Consider the following 19,295-nt stretch of genomic DNA (forward strand, 5'->3'; position numbering starts at 1 on the left):
AGCGCGGCAGTCGCGGGTGTCCAAGCGTCGTCACGTAGCCGAAGAACCGGACTTGACGCAGGTCAATGCGGAGCCTCTCATGCCTCGCTAGCATCCGTGCCGCCGGACTCGACCCCCGGTCATCCCAGCAACCTACTGGGCGCCTCAAAAAGAAAGGCGGGCTGCGGCCCGCCTTTCTTTCGCCCCGACATCCTCAATGGCCGCGAAGCCGAGCTCTACGCCGAGCGCGGCTGAGCCGGTTCACGGCGCCTCACGGCGCCAGCGGATGTTCGCGCAGGAATTGCAGCATCCGCGCCGTCCACTGATCCGGCCATTCGTTGTGGCCGGCGGTGCCGGTCAGCCGCGCCTTGAGGTGGAACGGTGAGCCGTTGACCTCGGTGCCGCAGGCGCGATCGCAGTTCTGTAGGGGTTGTTGCGTGCGATCGAGCATCTGCGTGCGCGCATCGGCGGTGCCCGACTGGATCAGCTGTTCCTGCATCGCCTGCATGTTCGGGCAGCTGCCGTAGACGTCGCAGTCGCGGTGCAGCAGGAAGATCGGCGCGTCGCTGCGCGTCACCACGAGCTCGCCGTCGTCCGCGGCGGCGACCGCGACCGGGCGCTGCGGGCAGGCATCGTCGAGGAAGGCATACGGATTGGGGCCCGAGTACGTCGCGGCCGCCGCGATGCGCGGCCGGTGCTGCACGTATTCGACGGTCGCCGAGGCGCCATTGGAATAGCCGACGATGAAGATCCGCCGGCCGTCCACGCGGCCGCTCTGCACTACGCGGTCGATGAAGTGATCGATCGTGGCGAAGTCGACGTTGGGCGCGTAGCGAACGCCCGCGATCTCGCGCGTGCCGGTCGCGAACTGCCGGTACCAGATGTCCCAGCCGAGCGAGAAGCCGTTCGGCAGCGGATAGAAGTGCTTGGTGAAACGCGGCATCGGGGCCAGCAGCAGAAAGCCCGGCCGCTGCGGGTCGCCGCTCAGATCGGCCGTGAGCCGAAGATCGACGAGCCCGGTCTTGGCGAGCTGCCCGTCGAGCGGAGCGAACGAGGCCTGCAGGAATACCACGAGCGGCAGCGGGTGCGCGCTGCTCGCATCGGGGTGATCGTAGAAGCAGGCCTGGCGCGGCGTGCCGTCGCCGTCCGTGTAGTCCGCGAGCCGGCTGCCGTCCTTGCAGCGCACGAGCGAGTAGCCGGCCTGGGTCATCATGGCGTTGTGCGGCCGTGGCGTGTTGCCGAAGGCGCTGCAGGCCTGCGCCTGCGCTGGCGTCGACAGGCCCTGCGCGCACAGCAGCAGCGCAGCCGCGAGCGCGGCCGCGCCGGTGAATGATCGGCTCATCGGTTCTCCTCCCGGTGTGGCTTTCGTCATCGCTCTGGCGGCGATGCGGCCGGGAGTCTAAGGCGCGGCATTTTCCGCGCGATCCGTCCGTTCGGACGGCGCGTCGTCAGGCAACCGTGATTGCGGCTACGAGCAAGGGCGCTCGCGAAACGGGCGCCGCGCCCGAGGCCCGATCTACCAGGCTCCGTTGGTCACGCGCACGACGTAGAAACCGCTGTAGCCGTCGCTGTACCAGATCTCCTTGCGTTCGGGCGCGAAGGCCGGGCTCGACAGCGCCTGGTTGCTCGCCTGCGCCGGAACCGGCAGCAGGCGCGGCGAGATCGGCGCGTTGTAGTAGGCGACTTCCTTCGGACGCTGCGGATCGCGGATGTCGAAGATGCGCAGGCCCGACAGGATCATGCTGCAGGCGGCGATCGGCGGATCGTCGCGCGTGGGCACGTTGCAGTAGTGCCCGGCGTAGCCGCTGATGAGGCTTTTGGCGCCGGCGTCGTTCTCGACCACTTCGCGGTTCTCGGGCTCGTGCACTTCGAGCCGCAGCTGCGAAACCACCCTGGGCGCGGTTTCGTCGGCGATGTCGATGATGCGCGCCGCGCCGACGGTGGGGCCGTTCGAAGCCGGAATGCCCGGCACGTTGGCGACCGAGAACTCGTCGACTTCGAGCAGGTAGGGCCTGCCGTTGCGTGTGAACGGAATCGCGTTCTGCGGAATGCTCATGTTGTCCCAGGCCAGCCGGCCGACTTCGCGCACCTGCGGATCGGGCTTGCGCGACTGGATCTCGGACACGTCGAGAATCACCAGCCCGAGTCCGGTGCCGATGCCCGAGGCGAGGTAGGCGCGATTGCCGTCGTCGCTGATCGACAGGCCGTGCGACTTGTACTGGGTATTGAGCAGGCGACGCGGGCGCGTCGGATCGGAGATGTCCACCGCCGTCATCGTCGGCGTGCCGGGCGACGAGCTGTAGAAAGTCTTGCCGTCCGGCGCCATGCCGCTTTCGTGGCCGAGTACGCCGGTCAGCGAGGACGACCGCAGCTTGGGATCGCGGCAATCGTCCTTGAGGTCGTAGACGTCGACGATGCCCGGGCCGAACGCCGGGTTGCCCATCACCGCGGCGAGCACGCCGGCCTGCTGCGAGACGACCAGCGATTCGTGCGGCGACAGCATCGCCAGCGAGACCAGGCGCTTGCTCAGCACCGGCCGGGTCGGATCGTTCATGTCGAGCACGTTCACGCCGACGTTGGCGTCGAGCACGTTGGTCGGAAACAGCAGCGTGGTGTCGTAGTAGGCGCACTCGTTGCCGTGCGCGTCGACGTAGCGCTCGACCTTGAAACCGCCGACGGTGCCGATGGCATTGGGCACCGTGTACGAGCCGACCAGCTCGGTGTTGCAGGTGTAGCCCTCGGCGGCGCGTCCGCTGTCGTGATCGGCCGGCGTCACGCGTCCCTGCAGATCGGTCTCGGGGCGCGAGCCCGGCCCGCAGCTCGCCTTGGGCGTCGCGCCGGTCAAGGCCGAAGTGCTCTCGTCCGCGCTGCCGCAGGCCGTCAGCGCGGTCGCCAGCAATCCCATCGCGCCCATCGACCGGACGCGTCTTGCCATGTTGCCGGTGATCATCGTCTCCCCCTTTGCTTTAGTTCTCGTGATGTTCGTCGAGCGCTGCCCGAGCGGTTCCGTCGAGCACCGCCAATGTCAGATCGAGGCGGCCGATCTCTTCGGATTGTTCGATCGTGATGCGTGTTGCGAGCTCGCGCACCGCGGCGTGCCGGGCCTCGGCGGCGGCGAAGCGCGCCATCGGCAGGGCGCCCTGGTGATGCGCGAGCATGAGCCGCAGGAACAGGCGATCGCGATCGGGGCCCTCGAGCCGGCGCAGTCGTTCGAGCGCTTCGTCCGAGGCGAGCCCGGCCATGCCCTTAGGCGAGCGGCCGCAGTCGAGCAGATAGGCGTCGAGCTGCGCATCGTGCGGCCTGCCGGCCAGCAGCATCCAGCCCATGCCGCGCTGCGCGGGCACCAGCGGGCGATTCCACAGGCTCAGCCAGCCGCGCATTTCACCGAGCTCCACGAGCTGCGAATCGGCGATCGACTGGGCCATCGCGCGCAGCGCCGAAGGCCGGCCGTCGAGCATGAGCCTGGCCATGACGATGGCCTGCTGATGATGCTCGATCATGGTCTGCGCGAAGCCGACGTCGAGCGCAGCGGGAGCCTCTGGCCGCATCGCGCTTTCGACGGTGCGTCGAGTGGCCGGCGCCAAGCCGGCCGCGACGATCGCCACCGCGGCGAGCGCGAGCGCGGCCGCCTTGTAGTGACGGCGCATCACGATCCGGCTTGCGTTGTTGCGGATGCGACGAGCGGCAAAGCGGGTTTCCGGGCCTGCATCGCGGGTCTCTCTCCAGCGGCGAGCTCTGGCTGCATCGGCTCTTTTCGATGCCGCAGCGTAGGGGCGATGCGAGGCGAAATTCAACAGGAGCGTCGACTCTGGTGGTCGCTCTGGAAGGCTGGGGGCCGGCCGCCGGCGGCGGTTTCAGCGGCGTTCCCGCGGGCTTTCTTTGCGATCGCCAACCGAGCGAAGGTTGGCGCATCGCTGGACTTGGCTTACATTCCACCGCGTCGCCGATTCCGGCACGAAAAAAGGTCAGCGAAGGGACGATATGGCTAAGAAGACGGCAGCAAAGAAGGCAGCACCCGCGAAGAAGAAGGCGACGACCAAGCCGGCAGCCAAGGCTGCAAGCGCTCCGAAGGCGATCAAGGCGGCGCTCAGCAAGTCCGCGCTCGTCGCGCATCTCGTCGAAGCCAGCGGCGTCGTGGCCAAGGACGTTCGCTCGGTCATGCAGGCGCTCGAGCACGCAGTCGCCGGTTCGGTGAGCAAGAAGGGCGCGCAGTCGTTCACGCTGCCGGGCCTGCTCAAGATCAGCGTCGTGAACGTGCCCGCCAAGCCGCGCCGCAAGGGCATCAATCCGTTCACCAAGGAAGAACAGTGGTTCGCCGCCAAGCCGGCCACCGTGAAGCTCAAGGTGCGCCCGCTCAAGAAGCTCAAGGATTTCGCAGCCTAAAACGCTACGCGTCGGCTTGCGATGGACGGAAGGCCCGGGCAAGTCCCGGGCTTTCTTTTGCGCCTCGCCTACGGTTCATCATTGGCTCTCTACCCTCGGCGACCAAGGATGCGCAGGGAGAGCGTCGATGGGAATGACAGAGGATGCGGGAGCCGGTGATTCCCGCTGGCTCGAGGGTGGAGAAGCCGGAGCGCTGATCCGCGATTACGACTGGGCGAGCACGCCGCTAGGGCTGACTGCGCAATGGCCGCACAGCCTGCGTACGGCGGTGAACCTCATGCTCAACTCGCGTCATCCGATGTGGATCGGCTGGGGACCGCAGGCGAGCTTCCTGTACAACGATGCCTACGTGTCGGTGCTCGGCCAGGCCAAGCATCCGTGGGCGCTCGGCCGCCCGGCCGCCGAAGTCTGGGCCGAGATCTGGGACGTCTGCGGGCCGCTCGCCGACAAGGTGTTCGAGCGCGGTGAAGCGAGCTTCGTCGACGATGTGCGCCTGCTGATGTGGCGCGGCGATTTCTTCGAAGAAACCTTCTACTCGTTCTCGTACAGCCCGATCCGCGACGAGAGCGGGCAGGTGGCCGGCCTGTTCTGTCCGTCGACCGAAACCACCGCCAAGATCCTCAACGCGCGCCGGCTCGCCACGCTGTCGCGGCTGGCCGCCAAGGCCACCGTCGAGGCGACCACGCTCGGCGCCTGCGACACCGCGATGCGCATCATCGGCGAGAACCCGGACGACATTCCGTTCGCGCTGCTGTACCTGATCGAGAACGACCGCCTGGTGCTGCAGCGCAGCGTCGGCCTCGATGCGCTGCCGGAGGCGTTTCGTCCGGCGTACATCGAGCCCGATGCCGATGAGGAGGCCGCGCCGGTGTGGCCGGTCACAGAGGTGATCCGCCAGGGCCAGCCGCTGACTTGCGCGCCTGCGCAGGGGCTCACGGTGATCGGCATCGGCGATCAGCCGGTGCGCGAGGCGATCGTGCTGCCGGTGGCTTCGAGCCAGCAGGAAAAGCCTATCGGCGTGCTCGTGGCCGGCGTCAGTCCGGCGCGCAGGCTCGATGCCGAATACCGCACCTTCTTCACGCTGGTGGCCGGACAGATCGCCACCGCGCTCGCCAATTCGCAGGCCTACGAGGCCGAGCGCCGCCGCGCCGAAGCGCTCGCCGAGCTCGATCGCGCCAAGACCCGGTTCTTCTCGAACGTGAGCCACGAACTGCGCACACCGCTCACGCTGCTGCTGAGTCCACTCGACGATGTGCTCGAAGGCGACGTCGAGCCCACGCAGCGCGAGCGCCTGCTGATGGCGCGGCGCAACGCGCACCGGCTGCAGAAGCTCGTCAACACGCTGCTCGATTTCTCGCGCATCGAAGCCGGCCGTGCCCAGGCGCTCTACGAGCCCACCGATCTGGCGCTGCTGACCGCGCAGCTCGCGAGCAACTTCCGCTCGACCGTCGAGCGCGCGGGCCTGCGGTTGCTGGTCGATTGCGAGCCGCTCGCCGAGCCGGTCTACGTCGATCGCGACATGTGGGAAAAGGTGGTGCTGAACCTGCTGTCGAACGCCTTCAAGTTCACGTTCGAAGGCGAGATTCGGCTGTCCCTGCGCAGCACCGGATCGGCGGTGGAGCTCGTCGTCGGCGATACCGGCGTGGGCATTCCGGCGGCGGAGATCCCGCGCCTGTTCGAGCGCTTCTTCCGCGTCGAAGGCACGCGCGCGCGCACCCACGAAGGCTCGGGCATTGGCCTGGCGCTCGTGCGTGAACTCGTCAAGCTGCACGGCGGCAGCATCGAGGTCGACAGCGTCGAGAACTATGGCAGCACGTTCACGATCCGCCTGCCGACCGGCAGCGCACATCTGCCGGCCGAGCATCTCGGCGGGCGTCGCGACGACCGCTCGGGCACGGCGGCGCGCGTCGAGACTTTCGTCGACGAAGCGCGGCTGTGGATCGGCGAGACGTCGGCGCCGGCCCTGCGGATGCCGGCCGCGCAGGCGCACGGCGAGCAGCAGGCGCGGCGCGCGCGCGTGCTGCTCGCCGACGACAACGCCGACATGCGCGATTACGTGCACAGCCTGCTGAGCGCGCAGCACGAGGTGACTTGCGTGGCCGACGGGCTCGCCGCCTGGCAGGCGCTGCAGGGCGAGCCGCCCGATCTGCTGCTGACCGACGTGATGATGCCCGGCCTCGACGGCTTCGGGCTGCTGCGCAGGGTGCGTGACGATGAGCGCCTGCGCGAGCTGCCGGTGGTGCTGCTGTCGGCGCGCGCGGGCGAGGAATCGCGCGTCGAAGGACTCAACGCGGGGGCTGACGATTATCTCGTCAAGCCGTTCGCGGCCAAGGAGCTGCTCGCGCGCGTCGAATCGCAGATCACGCTCTCCCGGCTGCGCCGCGAGGCCCGTGTCGAAGCCGAGACGCTCAACGAAGTCTCGCGCAGCCTCATCGAGCTCGACATGCAGGTGCTCGTGCAGAAGATCACCGACGCCGGCACCGAGCTCACCGGGGCACGCTTCGGCGCGTTCTTCTACAACATGATCGACGAGAACGGCGCCGCGTATCAGCTCTACACGTTGTCGGGCGCCCCGCGCGAAGCCTTCGAGAACTTCGGCCATCCGCGCGCGACGCCGGTGTTCGCGCCAACCTTCAACGGCGAAGGCGTGATCCGCAGCGACGACATCACCCAGGACGAGCGCTACGGCCGCTGGGGCCCGCATTTCGGCCAGCCCAAGGGGCATCTGCCGGTGCGCAGCTATCTGGCGGTGCCGGTGGTGTCGCGCAGCGGCAAGGTCATCGGCGGCCTGTTCTTCGGCCATCCCGAGCCCGGCGTCTTCGACGAGCGCAGCGAGCGCCTGATCACCGGCATCGCGGGCCAGGCCTCGGCGGCGCTCGACAACGCGCGGATGTTCGACGAAGTGCAGCGCGCCGCCAAGGAGCGCGAACGCCTGCTGCAGAGCGAGCGCGCCGCGCGCGGCGAAGCCGAGCGGCTCAGTGCGATCAAGGACGAGTTCCTCGCCACGCTGTCGCACGAGCTGCGCACGCCGCTCAACGCGATTCTGGGCTGGGCGCAGATCCTGGCCGGCCGCAACGCCCGCAGCGACGACCTGCAGCGCGGGGCCGAGGCGATCTACCGCAACGCGCGTGCGCAGGCGATGCTGATCGAAGACCTGCTCGACATGAGCCGCATCACCTCGGGCAAGCTCAGGCTCGACGTGCAGTCGGTGGCACCGATGTCGTTCATCGAGGCGGCGACCGAAGCGGTGAGGCCGGCGGCCGACGCCAAGAACATCCGCATCGAAATGATCGTCGATCCGCTCGCCGGCCCGGTGTCGGGCGATGCCGGGCGCTTGCAGCAGGTGGTCTGGAACCTGCTTTCGAACGCGATCAAGTACACGCCCAAGGGCGGCAAGGTGCAGGTGCTGCTCGAACGCATCAACTCGCACATCGAGATCAGCGTCGCCGACACCGGCATCGGCATCGAGCCCGAATTCCTGCCACACGTGTTCGAGCGCTTCCGCCAGGCCGATGCGTCGACCACGCGCCGCTTCGGCGGCCTGGGCCTGGGGCTTTCGATCGTCAAGCATCTGGTCGAACTGCACGGCGGCACCGTGCAGGCGCGCAGCGCGGGCGCCGACCAGGGGGCGACCTTCACGGTCTGTCTGCCGCTGTCGGTGCTGCACCGCCCGGCCGAAGCCGAGCGCGTGCATCCGCGCGCGAGCGTGGCCGAGCCGGTCGACGTGCGCGCCGTCGATCTGAGCGGCCTGCGCGTGCTGGTCGTCGACGACGACCGCGATGCGCGCGAACTCATCGACCATGCGCTTGTCGCTTGTGGCGCCGAAGTGCTCAGCGTCGATTCGGGTGCCCAGGCCCTGCGCGTGATCGAAGGGCTGCGGCCGCAGCTGCTGATCAGCGACATCGGCATGCCCGGCATGGATGGCTACGAGCTGCTCAGGCGCGTGCGGGCGATGCCGGAGATCGTCGCGAACCTGCGTCCGATCGCGCTGACGGCGTTCGCGCGCACCGAGGACCGCACGCGGGCGATGCTCGCGGGCTTCCACATGCATCTGTCCAAGCCTGTGGAGCCGGCCGAACTCATCGCCACGGTCGCGGCGATGGCCGGCCGCGCGCAGCTCTAGCCCGCGTTTCCCAGAGGTCGCCGGCGAATCCCGTGCTGCTACCGTTCGATCCCCCTGCGAGAAATGCGGGCTAGGTCCACCGAACGGCGATCTGGTACAAGCTGCGCAGGATCGATCGCGGTTCGGGGGACGGATTGAGCAAGAGCACGGAATCGAAATCTGCGCGGGGCTTGCTGGGCCTGCGCCCGGTGTCGCTGGTGTCGTGGCGCGATGCGTTCGCCACGCTTGCCCCGATCGTGCTGATCAGCGCGGCGGCCATCTTCGCCACGCTGCACTTCATCCGGCCGGCGCCGCCCGATTCGCTGACCATCGCGGGTGGCCCGGCCGGCAGCAACTTCCAGGCGGTGGCGGATCAGTACCGCAGCATCCTCGCGCGCAACGGCGTCGAGCTGCGCGTGCTGCCTTCGTTGGGCTCGGCCGACAATCTCGACCGCATCAGCCAGGGCGAAGTCGATCTGGCGCTCGTGCAGTCGGGCGTCACGCGCGACGGCGGCACCGATGACCTGGTTTCGCTCGGCACCATGTTCCGGCAGCCGGTGTTCATCTTCTACCGCGCCGCCAAGCCGATCACGCTGCTGTCGGAACTCGCCGGCAAGCGCGTGGCCGTGGGCCGCGAGGGCAGCGGCACGCACTTTCTCGCGCTGGCCCTGCTCGACGGCAACGGCATCGAGCCCGGAGGTCCGACCGCGCTGCTCGATTTCGAAGGCGAGGGCGCCAAGCAGGCGCTGCTCGATCGCCAGGTCGATGCGATCTTCCTGTCGGGCGATTCGGCGAGCATCGGCACCGTGCGTGACCTCATGCATGCCGAAGGCGTGAAGCTCTACGACTTCACGCAGGGCGAAGCCTACGAGCGCCGCTTCCGTTATCTGAACCGGCTCGATCTGCCGCCCGGGGCCTTCGATCTCGGCAGCAACCTGCCCGATCACCGCATCACCCTGATGGCGCCGACGGTGGAGCTGCTCGCGCACAGCGACATCCATCCGGCTCTGTCGGACCTGCTCATCGAAGCCGCCAACGAAGTGCACAACCGCGGCACGCTGCTGCAGAACCCGGGCGAGTTTCCGCACCCGATCGAACACGATTACCCGATGAGCAGCGACGCCACGCGCTACTACAAGTCGGGCAAGGGGCTGGCGTACCGCTATCTGCCGTTCTGGCTCGCGAGCCTCGTCAACCGGGCGCTCGTCGTGCTGCTGCCGCTGATCGTCGTGGTGATTCCGGCGCTGCGCTTCGCGCCGAATCTGTACGGCTGGCGCATCAAGCGGCGCATCTACAAGCGCTATGGCGAGCTCATGGAGTTCGAACGCGGGGCGCTTGAGACGATGACGCCCGAACGCCGCAGCGAACTGCTCGCCAAGCTCGACGAGATCGAGAAATCCATCATCAGCGCGAAGATTCCGGGCATGTTCGCCGACCGGCTCTACATCCTGCGCCGCCACATCCATTGGGTGCGCGAGAGCCTGTCGCCGGGCACGGCGCCGCCGAAGGAGGATAGGGCGACGGTGCTGCTGGATTGAACCTCGCAGAAGCGCGCCGGTCTCGTCCGCATGGGGGAGGCCCCTGCGCTTGCTGCCGCGCATAGTCGCTCGCCGACCGGGCTGGCGATCGGGGAGGCGGCGGCATGAAGGCAAGGACGGATTTCGTTCCGATCGTGACGGCGTATCTGCTCTGCCTCGCGGCGGGATTCGCCACGTTGAAGTACGCAGGCCTGCCGCAGCCCTGGGACGCGTTCGCGGCCGACATCGTCGCCACGCTGGTGATCTTCGCTTTCAGCGTCGCCTACCGGAACTCGAGTTTCTACGATGCCTACTGGAGCGTGATCCCACCCTTGCTGTCGCTGTGGTGGATGCATGCGCACGCCGGCATGAGCGGTGATGCGCGCGCGATCGTCGTGGTGGCGCTGGTCTGGCTGTGGGCGATTCGCCTGACGACGAACTGGGCCCTGCACTGGGGCGGTTTGAATCACGAGGACTGGCGCTACCCGATGCTGCGGGCACGCGCGGGCAAGGCGGCGCTGCTCGCCGATCTGTTCGGCATCCACCTGTTTCCGACGGTGCAGGTCTTCCTGGGCTGCCTGCCGGTCTACGTCGTGATGAGCCGCGGCGGTGCGCCGCTGGGCTGGCTCGATGCGCTGGCTTTCGCGGTCACGCTCGGTGCGATCCTGATCGAAACCATCGCCGATCTGCAGCTGCATGCGTTCATCGCGCGGCGTGAGCCGGGCAGCTTCATCCGCTCGGGGCTGTGGGCCTGGTCGAGGCACCCGAACTACTTCGGCGAGCTGGGCTTCTGGTGCGGGCTGGCGCTGTTCGGGCTCGCCGCCGCGCCATCGCAATGGAAGTGGTGGCTGCCCGGAGCGCTCGCGATGGCGGCGATGTTCGTTTTCGCGAGCATTCCGTTCATGGACCGGCGCAGCCTCGAACGCAGGCCCGCGTACGCCGACTACATGCGCAGGACTTCGGCGCTCGTGCCGCTGCCGCCGAGGCGTTGAAGCCGCGCGGCCGCGCTATGAGGCCGGCTCTCCGTTGATCGTCGCGATGACGAGCCGCGGACCACCGTGGTCGCGATGCTCGCCCAGGTAGATGCCTTGCCAGGTGCCCAGGCGCAGGCGTCCGGCACGAATCGGCAACGTCAGCTCGCAGCCGAGCAGGCTGCTCTTGATGTGCGCGGGCATGTCGTCGCCGCCTTCGTCGACATGCCGGAAATAAGCGGCGCCATCCGGCACGGCCTGGTCGAACCAGCGCCCGAAATCACCGCGCACGGCCGGATCGGCGTTCTCGTTGAGGCTCAGCGAGGCGGAAGTGTGCTGGAGCAGCAGATGCAGCAGGCCGATGCCGATGCCGCGCAGCTCGGGCAGCTGCGACTCGATCTCGGCGGTGACCAGATGAAAGCCGCGCGGGCGCGGCTTCAGTCGAATTTCGGTCTGCTTCCACATGGCGACAGCATAAACGCTGCTCGCGCCGGGCTGCTTCGCGCGTGGCTCGCGGATCAGGCTTGCGGACCAACCGTTGAGGACGGGTTTGGCGTTCCAGCTCTGCCCGCCCGTCGCCAAGGGGGGCGACTGTCTCGCATACACCGCCCGCCAGCCGTCGCTCAACTGACTTGCGCTTCAGGCGCGCGCGGTGGCCGAACCTGGATGCCGCCTTATAGGCAACGAATTTGAAGCGCTTCAATAAAGCCAGAATGCTTCTTGACAAAGAGTACCCTATCGATCAGTCTTGACTCCGCGACTATAAATATTCCGGGCAATCGCCCGACAGCGGATGGAGGAGAACGGTGCAAAAAAGCTCGCTAATTAAAGCGGTTACGGGGGTTGTTGGCATGCTTGCGACCTTGCCGGCAATGGCCCAGGTCGAAGCGCCAATGGCCGAGGCGACTTCCGAAACCCAAAATGAAAGCGCTATCGATCAGGCTGCTCCGGCTGCCATCGAGGGAAGCGCCGCACAGTCAGCCCCAGCCCCGTCTGGTGCTGCGGCCGCCAGCTTCGGCGGCATCGAAGAAATCATCGTGACATCGCGTAAGCGCGCCGAATCGATCCAGGCGGTGCCGCTCGCGGTTTCGGCGGTCAGCGGCGAGGCGCTCGAGCGCGCCAACGTCAGCGACGTCAGCCAGCTGTCGACGCAGGTGCCGAGCCTCACGATCGTGCCGGGCTCTTCGGGCAGCAAGGCGATTCCGACCTTCGCGATCCGCGGCCAGAGCCAGCAGGAACTCACGATCCTGGCCGATCCGTCGGTGCCGATCTACATCAACGACATGGTGATCGAGCGCCAGCAGGGCGTGAACCAGACGCTGTTCGATCTCGAATCGGTCGAAGTGCTCAAGGGTCCGCAGGGCACGCTGTTCGGCCGCAATTCCACGGGCGGCGCGATCAACATCAAGGCCAACCGCCCATCGAAGATTTCCGAAGGCTACGTCGGCGCCACCTTCGGCAACTTCGGTCGCTTCAACACCACCGGCATGGTCAACGTGCCGATCACCGATTGGGCGCAGCTGCGCGTGGCCGGGCAGACCACCGACAGCGACGGCTACATCAAGGACGTGGTGCTCGACGAGAACGTCAACCACGAGCACACCAAGGCGGCTCGCGTCTCGCTGGCCCTGCAGCCGGCCGAAGGGCTCGATTCGCTGTTCACGTACAGCCGTTTCATCGAGGACGATGGCGGCACGGGCGTGTTCATCCAGAAGCTCGCTCCGGGGTCCGGCGCGAATGCGACGCGCCCGGACGGTTCCCCCAATCCGACCGCCGCGGCGCTCGGCTATCAGGGCGCGCTCAGTGGCGAGCAGATCCTGGCCGACCAGCAGGCACGCGGCATCTACAAGACCGCCAGCGGCGCCGATCAGTACACCAGGATTTCGACCTGGGACATCGCCAACACGACGACCTACGAGCTCAACGACAACCTGTCGGTGAAGAACATCGCGGGCTATCGCCGCGTGACCGGCGGCAACTTCGACGACATCGACGGCATGCCGATCCCGTTCTTCCAGATCGCGCGCGACTACGATTTCAAGCAGTGGTCCGAAGAATTGCAGCTGTCCGGCAACACCGAGACGCTGAACTGGATCGTCGGTGCGTACTACTTCAACGAGAAGGGCGGCACCAAGGACTACAGCATCACGCTCAAGCCGGCCACGACGTCGCCGGGCAACCAGATTCCGCAGCCGCATCCGAATCGTTTTCCGGGCTGGTCGCTGACCTGGCCGACGGGCGAGAACACCAGCAAGTCGGTGTTCGCGCAGGCCACGCAGAAGCTCGATCCGCTGCTCGAAGGCCTCGCGCTGACGGTCGGCGCGCGCTACACCTGGGACGAGCGCATCGCGCGCGTTCGCAATCGCAGCGGCAATTCGACCAATCCGGACGGACCCGAGGTCTGCCGCTTCTCGCGTGATCTGGATGGCGATGGAACGGATGAAACGCCGGCCGCCCAAGTGCCGATTGCCGATTGCGACGTCTCGTTCAAGAAGGACTTCAGCGAGCCGACGTACAACATCAGCCTCGATTACCAGGTCACCAAGCAGAACCTCGTGTACCTGGCGCATCGTCGTGGCTATCGCACCGGCGGCTTCGGTGCGCGTGCGGCGACGCAAGCGGCGCTGTCGGAAACCTACGATGCCGAAATCGTCACCGACTTCGAGCTCGGAACGAAGAACGACTTCACGGTCGGCGGTCGTCCGCTGCGCGTGAATCTCGCGGCCTACTATTCGGACTACAAGGACATTCAGCGCCTGCTGACCGATCCGGCGACCAACCCGCCGCAGACCGTTCCGGTCAACGCGGGCAAGGCGACGATCAAGGGCGGCGAACTCGAACTGACCTTCATGCCGACGGATCACCTGACGCTGTCGGGCTTCTACTCCTACGTCAATGCGGGCTATGACGAGTTCAACGACTGCAGTGTGGATGCCGATCCGACGACGCCCGAGCTCGACTGCACCGACCGCAAGGATCAGCCGTTCGCCCGTGCGCCGAAGAACATCTACAGCGTGACGGGTCGTTACGACATTCCGGTCGACTCCAAGTTCGGCGCTCCGGGTGTGCAGCTGAACTACTACCATACGGATGGCTTCTCCTCGAACGATACCTACCACCCCGAGCAGGCCGTCAAGGGCTGGAATCTCATGAACTTCCGCGCCGATTGGAGCAGTGTCATGGGTTCGAGCTGGAACGTCGGCATGTCCGTCAACAACCTGCTCGACAAGGAGTACGTGCTGCCGGTCGGTGACGTGTACACGAGCGCGGTCATCGGCGTCGTCAGCCGCACGCCGGGTGCGCCACGCACCTATCTGTTCGACGTGCGCTACAACTTCTGATCCCGAAGTCGAAGCAAACAAAAAACCCTCGCATTGCGAGGGTTTTTTGTTTGTGCATCGTCGAGTGCGACAGCGAGCGACGCAGGCTCGCGACAGCGCGTCTCAGAGCGAACTCACCAGATGTCCGCCATCAACGGCGAGGATCTCGCCGGTGATGTAGCTGCCGGCTTCCGAGGCCAGCAACAGCAGGGGGCCGTCGAGCTGATCGAGCCTGCCGAAGCGGCGCTGCGGCACGCGCGACATGAGTTTCTGCCCGGGTTCGCTGAGCAGGAAATCCTGGTTGAGGTCGGTGACGAAGTAGCCTGGGGCGAGCGCATTGACGCGAATGCCATGGCGAGCCCATTCGAGCGCAAGCGATTTGGTCAGCTGCAGCACGCCGGCCTTGGAGGCCGCATAAGGCGCCACCGCGCCGGCGACGCGCAGCGCGAGGATCGAGGCGATGTTGACGATCGTGCCGGGTTTTTTCGCGGCGACGAGCCGCTTGCCGGCCTCCTGCGCGACGCGCCAGACGCCGCCGAGATTGGTGCCGACGACCCTCTCCCAATCGTCTTCCGTTTGCTGCAAGGCCGGCTTGGATGTCGTCGTGCCGGCGTTGTTGACGATGATATCGGCGACGCCGCCCTGCGCTTCGATCGCATCGAAGCCGGCCTTCACCGATTCCGCATCGGTCACGTCGATCGCCACCGCATGCGCCTTGCCGCCGGCGGCGACGATCTCGTCGACTAGCGCCTGCAGTTTGTCGGCGCGCCGTGCCGCGACGATGAGTTCCGCTCCGTGGCGTGCGAGCGTCAGCGCGAAATGATGTCCCAGGCCGCTCGAAGCACCGGTGACGAGCGCTCGGCGGCCGCTCAGATCGAACATCGAGGTCATTCGTGGATTCCCTTCAATCGATGGAAAGAATGGCGGTCGCCTGGCTCGACAGCAGGCCGCCGTTTGCATGCGCGAGTGCGAGCCTGGCGTCGCCGATCTGCCGTGCGCCGCATTCGCCGCGCAGCTGGCGCACCGACTCGATGAGCAGGAACAGTCCGAACATGCCCGGGTGGCAATACGAAAGCCCGCCGCCGCTCGTGTTTACGGCGAGCTTTCCGCCCGGCGCGATCGCGCCGTCTTCGACGAAGCGTCCGCCTTCGCCCTTGGGACAGAAACCGAGGTCTTCGAGGAACAGCAGCGTGTTGATCGTGAAGGCGTCGTAGACCTGCACGACGTCGATGTCGGCGGCCTCGACGCCGGCCTGCGCGTAGGCGCGGGCGCCGGATTCGACGGCGCCGGTCACGGTCAGATCGGGCATCGACGAGATGTCCGCATGCGTGACCGCACTCGCGGCCGCGAGCACGGACACCGGCTTGCGCCTGCAGTCGCGTGCCCGGTCGGCGCGAGTCAGCACGATCGCCGCGGCCCCGTCGGTGACGAGGCAGCAGTCGCGCAGGCCGAGAGGATCGGAGACCAGGCGTGCATTGAGGACATCGTCTAGCGTCAGGTCGTCGCGTGCGTAAGCCTCGGGATTGAGCTGCGCCCAGCGGCGAGCGGCAACGGCCACCTCCGCGAGTTGGCGCTTGGTGGTGCCGTACTCGTGCATGTGGCGCGCGGCCGCGAGCGCGTAGGCCGAGATCGGCCGCAGCGGCTTGTATTGCGCATCCCAGAACGCATTCTTCGAGGTTTGCACGAGCGCGCCGCTCGCGGTCGCCTGATTGCTGCCGTAGCAGATCAGGGCCACGTCGCAATAACCCGCTTCTAGCGCGAGCGCCGCGTGCTCCAGATGCAGCAGAAACGCCGAGCCTCCGCTGCGATTGTTGTCAGTGAGCTTGGGCCGTATGCCGAGATACTCCGGCAGGCTCAGACCCGACAGCGTGTCCTGCGGCTGGGCGACGAACAGTGCATCGACGTCGGACAGCGCGAGTCCCGCGTCGTCGAGCGCGAGCAAGGCGGCGCGCGCGGTCAGGTCGATCGACTCGAAGCCCGGTGACTTGCCGATGCCGAAAGTCGCGGCGCCGACGATCGCCGCCTTGCCGCTCGGAAAACCGTTGCGATACGCGCTCATGCCTGCCCCTCGCCAGCCACCTCGAACACCACGAGCGGCCTGCCGTCGTCGGTTTCGATCTTCGCCTGCACGGCCATGCCGATGCGAACCTGCTCGGCCGGAATGCCGACGACACGCGACATCATGCGCGGGCCCTCGGCCAGATCGACCAGGACGACGTTGTAGCTCGGCTCCGGCGGCCGCTTGCGAATGACGGTCGCCGAATAGACGACGCCGGCTCCGCTGGCCTCGACCCATTCGAGATCGGTGTCGCCGGTTCCGGGTTCGGCCACGCGCGGGTAGAACACGTAGCGGCCGCTGGCCTTCGCGCGCTGGATCATGAAACGGCCCTGCGCGAGAAAGGCCTTGAACTGCGCTTCCGGGTGAATCGCTTCTGCCGCTGCGTGTGCGTCGCTCATCTTCAGTTGCCGGTGAACTTCGGCGAGCGCTTCTCGAGGAAGGCGCGCGTGCCTTCCTTGAAGTCCTCGGATTGCGCGAGCAGCGGAACCGTGGTGCCTTCGTAATCCATGAACTGATCGAGCGTCATCGTCGACGCGACGTCGAACATCTGCTTGGCGAGGGCCAGCGCGAGCGTCGGTGCCTCGACATAGGTCTTGGCGAGGGCGATGGCCTCGCTCATGAGCGCATCGTCGGCGACGATGCGCGTGATCAGGCCGAGTTCGAGCGCCTCCTTGGCGCCGAACATGCGCGCCGAGTAGACGAGTTCCTTAGCCTTGGCGACACCCAGATAACGATTGAGGAACCAGACGTTGCCCGCGTCGGGCGATAGGCCGATCTTGCGCTGCACGCAGCCCATGCGCAGCGATTCGGTCGCCAGGATCGTGTCGCAGGCCAGCGCCATCGACAGGCCCATGCCCACGGCCACGCCGCGAATCGCGCCGATGATCGGCTTGTTCACGCGGCCGAGGCCCTTGATCGCCTTCTGCATGTGGCGCGCCTTGAGCAGCGAGCCGCTGATGCCGCCCTTGGCCATTTCACTGACGTCCGCACCGGCGCAGAAATCGGTGCCCGCACCGGTGAGGATCACCACGCGCACTGCGCTGTCGTCGTTGATCTGCTCGGCGATCTCGGCGATGCGGTCGCGCATCGCCAGCAGCATCGCGTTCTTCTTGTCGGGTCGGTTGAGCGTGATGGTGGCGATGCCGTCCTGGACGGCGTAGTCGATCGACATGATGCGGGCTCCTCATTGTGAATGGCGTGGCCATCGTTCGATTCCGGCTGTCGCCGATTCGCTCGCTGGCGTTCGTGATTTCATTCTATTAGGATACCATTTAACAAGTATCAGGAAACCAGACCGGCAGGCTTCGAGGAAGGCACCGTCGGCAGGGCCCGAAAACCGGGCCAGCCGCGTGTTCTGTCCAGGCTTCGCTCTCCACCAGAAACGCATGGTCACACTCGGCCACATCATCGAACGCAACGAACGCCTGTTCCCCGAGCGCCCCGCGCTCGTGACCCAGGCTTCGTCTCGGGATCGTTCGCAGGCTCGCCGCAGCACGCATGCGCAATTCGCGCAGCGTGCGCGCCGCCTCGCGTCCGCACTCGAGCGTCGTGGCCTGCGTCGGCAGGATCGCTTCTCGGTGCTCGCGATGAACTGCGCCGAGTACGTCGAAGCCTATGCGGCGGCCGAGTGGGCGGGTTTCGTGATCAACACGGTCAACTTCCGGCTCGCCGCCGCCGAGATCGCCTGGGTGCTTCGAGACGCAGCTCCGAAGCTGCTGATCTTCGAGGAACAGTACACCGAAGTCGTCGAAAGCCTGCGCGAGCAGTTCCATGGCGTCGAACGCTACGTCTGCATCGGCGATGCCCCGACCTGGGCCGAGAACTACGAAGCGCTGATCGAAAGCGGCGACGTCAACGGCAGCTCGTTCCGCTCGCAGGTCGACGACTACCTGTGCCTCATGTACACGAGCGGCACCACGGGAAAGCCGAAAGGCGTCGTGCACCGGCAGAGCTCCTGCCTGCGCATCGCAGAAGTGCTGTCGAGCGAGCTCGGCTTCGGGGCGGATTGCCGCCTGCTCGCGATCGCGCCGATGTTTCACATGGGCGCGCGCACGCTCGCACAGGCCTCGTACTTTCGCGGCGGCTGCATCGTGCTGCATCGCGGTTTCGATGCGCAAAGCGTGAATCGCTGTTTCGAGCAGGAGCGCATCACCGCCGTGCATCTCGTGCCGACGATGGTGCAGGCCCTCCTCGATGCACCGAACTTCGGCCAGCATGATTTTTCGAGCCTCGAAATGCTCATGTACGCCGCGGCACCGATGCCGCTTCCGCTGCTTCGCCGCACGGTCGAAGCCTTCGGTCCGATCACCGTCAACGGCTACGGTCAGACCGAAATCAACGGCATCACGTTTCTGCATCCGCATCAGCACGTGCTCGACGGGGACGACGAGCAGATGCGCCGTCTCGCCTCGGTCGGACAGGCGCACTGGCAGTGCGAGCTGCGCATCGTCGACGAAGCCGGCAGCGAGCTTCCGCGCGGACAAGTCGGCGAAGTCTGCGCGCGCTCGCAGACTGCGATGGCCGGCTACTGGAACAACACGCAGGCGACGATCGAAACGCTGCGCGACGGCTGGGTCCACACGGGCGATCTCGGTTATCTCGACGACGAGGACTATCTGTTCCTGGTCGATCGCAAGAAGGACATGATCATCAGCGGCGGCGAGAACGTGTATTCGCGCGAAGTCGAAGATGCGCTCGTCGCGCATGGGGCTGTGCTCGAGGCCGCGGTGATCGGGGTGCCCGACGCACGCTGGGGCGAGACGGTGAAGGCCGTCGTCGTGCTCAAGCACGGCTGCATGCTCGAAGCCGAACCATTGATTGCGTTCTGCAAGACGCAGATCGCCTCCTACAAATGCCCGAAGAGCGTGGACTTCGTTGGCGAACTGCCGCGACTCAACACGGGCAAGGTTAACAAGATGGAACTGCGCGAGCGGTTCTCACCGAAGCACTAGGTAGCCCCAGGCT

14 protein-coding genes are annotated in these 19,295 nt (G+C 66.6%); 6 read left to right on the top strand and 8 right to left on the bottom strand.

Features of this window, described 5'->3' with window-relative positions:
• Positions 1–250: 250 nt before the first annotated feature.
• The 3 genes from AC3WUM_RS02970 to AC3WUM_RS02980 form a co-directional block, all read right to left on the bottom strand.
• Complete coding sequence (locus tag AC3WUM_RS02970) at positions 251–1,321, bottom strand: hypothetical protein (RefSeq protein ID WP_492408605.1); 1,071 nt, start codon at positions 1,319–1,321, stop codon at positions 251–253.
• 174 nt (positions 1,322–1,495) lie between these two features.
• The gene (locus tag AC3WUM_RS02975; RefSeq protein ID WP_492408606.1) at positions 1,496–2,914 is read right to left on the bottom strand and encodes an LVIVD repeat-containing protein; all 1,419 of its coding nucleotides are present in this window, start codon (positions 2,912–2,914) and stop codon (positions 1,496–1,498) included.
• 31 nt (positions 2,915–2,945) lie between these two features.
• Positions 2,946–3,626, bottom strand: a complete 681-nt coding sequence (locus tag AC3WUM_RS02980; RefSeq protein ID WP_492408607.1) for a DUF305 domain-containing protein — start codon at positions 3,624–3,626, stop codon at positions 2,946–2,948.
• 334 nt (positions 3,627–3,960) lie between these two features.
• Between AC3WUM_RS02980 and AC3WUM_RS02985 the strand changes: the two genes are divergently transcribed.
• The 4 genes from AC3WUM_RS02985 to AC3WUM_RS03000 all read left to right on the top strand — a co-directional run bounded on the left by AC3WUM_RS02985 (position 3,961) and on the right by AC3WUM_RS03000 (position 10,973).
• Positions 3,961–4,362, top strand: coding sequence for an HU family DNA-binding protein (locus AC3WUM_RS02985; RefSeq protein ID WP_492408608.1), 402 nt, complete (start codon positions 3,961–3,963; stop codon positions 4,360–4,362).
• Positions 4,363–4,489: 127 nt separating this feature from the next.
• On the top strand, positions 4,490–8,485 hold the full coding sequence (locus AC3WUM_RS02990) for an ATP-binding protein (protein ID WP_492408609.1): 3,996 nt from the start codon (positions 4,490–4,492) through the stop codon (positions 8,483–8,485).
• A 134-nt stretch (positions 8,486–8,619) separates the two neighbouring features.
• On the top strand, positions 8,620–10,002 hold the full coding sequence (locus tag AC3WUM_RS02995) for a TAXI family TRAP transporter solute-binding subunit (protein ID WP_492408610.1): 1,383 nt from the start codon (positions 8,620–8,622) through the stop codon (positions 10,000–10,002).
• Positions 10,003–10,106: 104 nt separating this feature from the next.
• Positions 10,107–10,973 carry a DUF1295 domain-containing protein gene (locus AC3WUM_RS03000; protein WP_492408611.1) on the top strand — a complete coding sequence of 289 codons (867 nt, stop codon included), beginning with the start codon at positions 10,107–10,109 and terminating at the stop codon, positions 10,971–10,973.
• Between the two features lie 15 nt (positions 10,974–10,988).
• Here AC3WUM_RS03000 and AC3WUM_RS03005 read toward each other — a convergent pair whose 3' ends face one another.
• Positions 10,989–11,417: a secondary thiamine-phosphate synthase enzyme YjbQ gene (locus AC3WUM_RS03005; RefSeq protein ID WP_492408612.1), complete on the bottom strand. Its 429-nt coding sequence runs from the start codon at positions 11,415–11,417 to the stop codon at positions 10,989–10,991.
• Between the two features lie 572 nt (positions 11,418–11,989).
• Between AC3WUM_RS03005 and AC3WUM_RS03010 the strand changes: the two genes are divergently transcribed.
• Entirely contained in the window at positions 11,990–14,293 is a 2,304-nt protein-coding gene (locus tag AC3WUM_RS03010) for a TonB-dependent receptor (RefSeq protein WP_492408613.1), read from the top strand.
• Between the two features lie 102 nt (positions 14,294–14,395).
• Here AC3WUM_RS03010 and AC3WUM_RS03015 read toward each other — a convergent pair whose 3' ends face one another.
• Genes AC3WUM_RS03015 through AC3WUM_RS03030 form a run of 4 tightly spaced genes read right to left on the bottom strand, consistent with a single transcriptional unit; the run spans position 14,396 to position 17,502 of the window.
• Positions 14,396–15,163 carry an SDR family NAD(P)-dependent oxidoreductase gene (locus AC3WUM_RS03015; protein ID WP_492408614.1) on the bottom strand — a complete coding sequence of 256 codons (768 nt, stop codon included), beginning with the start codon at positions 15,161–15,163 and terminating at the stop codon, positions 14,396–14,398.
• Between the two features lie 13 nt (positions 15,164–15,176).
• The gene (locus tag AC3WUM_RS03020; protein ID WP_492408615.1) at positions 15,177–16,331 is read right to left on the bottom strand and encodes an acetyl-CoA acetyltransferase; all 1,155 of its coding nucleotides are present in this window, start codon (positions 16,329–16,331) and stop codon (positions 15,177–15,179) included.
• On the bottom strand, positions 16,328–16,729 hold the full coding sequence (locus tag AC3WUM_RS03025; RefSeq protein ID WP_492408616.1) for a Zn-ribbon domain-containing OB-fold protein: 402 nt from the start codon (positions 16,727–16,729) through the stop codon (positions 16,328–16,330). The genes AC3WUM_RS03020 and AC3WUM_RS03025 overlap by 4 nt, the downstream gene beginning before the upstream one ends.
• A 2-nt stretch (positions 16,730–16,731) precedes the next feature.
• The gene (locus AC3WUM_RS03030) at positions 16,732–17,502 is read right to left on the bottom strand and encodes an enoyl-CoA hydratase/isomerase family protein (protein ID WP_492408617.1); all 771 of its coding nucleotides are present in this window, start codon (positions 17,500–17,502) and stop codon (positions 16,732–16,734) included.
• 214 nt (positions 17,503–17,716) lie between these two features.
• Here AC3WUM_RS03030 and AC3WUM_RS03035 point away from each other — a divergent pair, with 214 nt between their 5' ends.
• Positions 17,717–19,282, top strand: coding sequence for a class I adenylate-forming enzyme family protein (locus tag AC3WUM_RS03035; RefSeq protein WP_492408618.1), 1,566 nt, complete (start codon positions 17,717–17,719; stop codon positions 19,280–19,282).
• Positions 19,283–19,295: the final 13 nt, after the last annotated feature.

Source organism: Hydrocarboniphaga sp. FW305-C-57 (genome assembly GCF_058783045.1).

Excerpts from the sequence above, each read along its gene's own strand:
- AC3WUM_RS02970 (WP_492408605.1), bottom strand. The coding sequence starts at position 1,321 with ATGAGCCGATCATTCACCGGCGCGGCCGCGCTCGCGGCTGCGCTGCTG.
- AC3WUM_RS02975 (WP_492408606.1), bottom strand. The coding sequence starts at position 2,914 with ATGGCAAGACGCGTCCGGTCGATGGGCGCGATGGGATTGCTGGCGACC.
- AC3WUM_RS02980 (WP_492408607.1), bottom strand. The coding sequence starts at position 3,626 with ATGCGCCGTCACTACAAGGCGGCCGCGCTCGCGCTCGCCGCGGTGGCG.
- AC3WUM_RS02985 (WP_492408608.1), top strand. The coding sequence starts at position 3,961 with ATGGCTAAGAAGACGGCAGCAAAGAAGGCAGCACCCGCGAAGAAGAAG.
- AC3WUM_RS02990 (WP_492408609.1), top strand. The coding sequence starts at position 4,490 with ATGGGAATGACAGAGGATGCGGGAGCCGGTGATTCCCGCTGGCTCGAG.
- AC3WUM_RS03000 (WP_492408611.1), top strand. The coding sequence starts at position 10,107 with ATGAAGGCAAGGACGGATTTCGTTCCGATCGTGACGGCGTATCTGCTC.
- AC3WUM_RS03005 (WP_492408612.1), bottom strand. The coding sequence starts at position 11,417 with ATGTGGAAGCAGACCGAAATTCGACTGAAGCCGCGCCCGCGCGGCTTT.
- AC3WUM_RS03015 (WP_492408614.1), bottom strand. The coding sequence starts at position 15,163 with ATGACCTCGATGTTCGATCTGAGCGGCCGCCGAGCGCTCGTCACCGGT.
- AC3WUM_RS03020 (WP_492408615.1), bottom strand. The coding sequence starts at position 16,331 with ATGAGCGCGTATCGCAACGGTTTTCCGAGCGGCAAGGCGGCGATCGTC.
- AC3WUM_RS03025 (WP_492408616.1), bottom strand. The coding sequence starts at position 16,729 with ATGAGCGACGCACACGCAGCGGCAGAAGCGATTCACCCGGAAGCGCAG.
- AC3WUM_RS03030 (WP_492408617.1), bottom strand. The coding sequence starts at position 17,502 with ATGTCGATCGACTACGCCGTCCAGGACGGCATCGCCACCATCACGCTC.
- AC3WUM_RS03035 (WP_492408618.1), top strand. The coding sequence starts at position 17,717 with ATGGTCACACTCGGCCACATCATCGAACGCAACGAACGCCTGTTCCCC.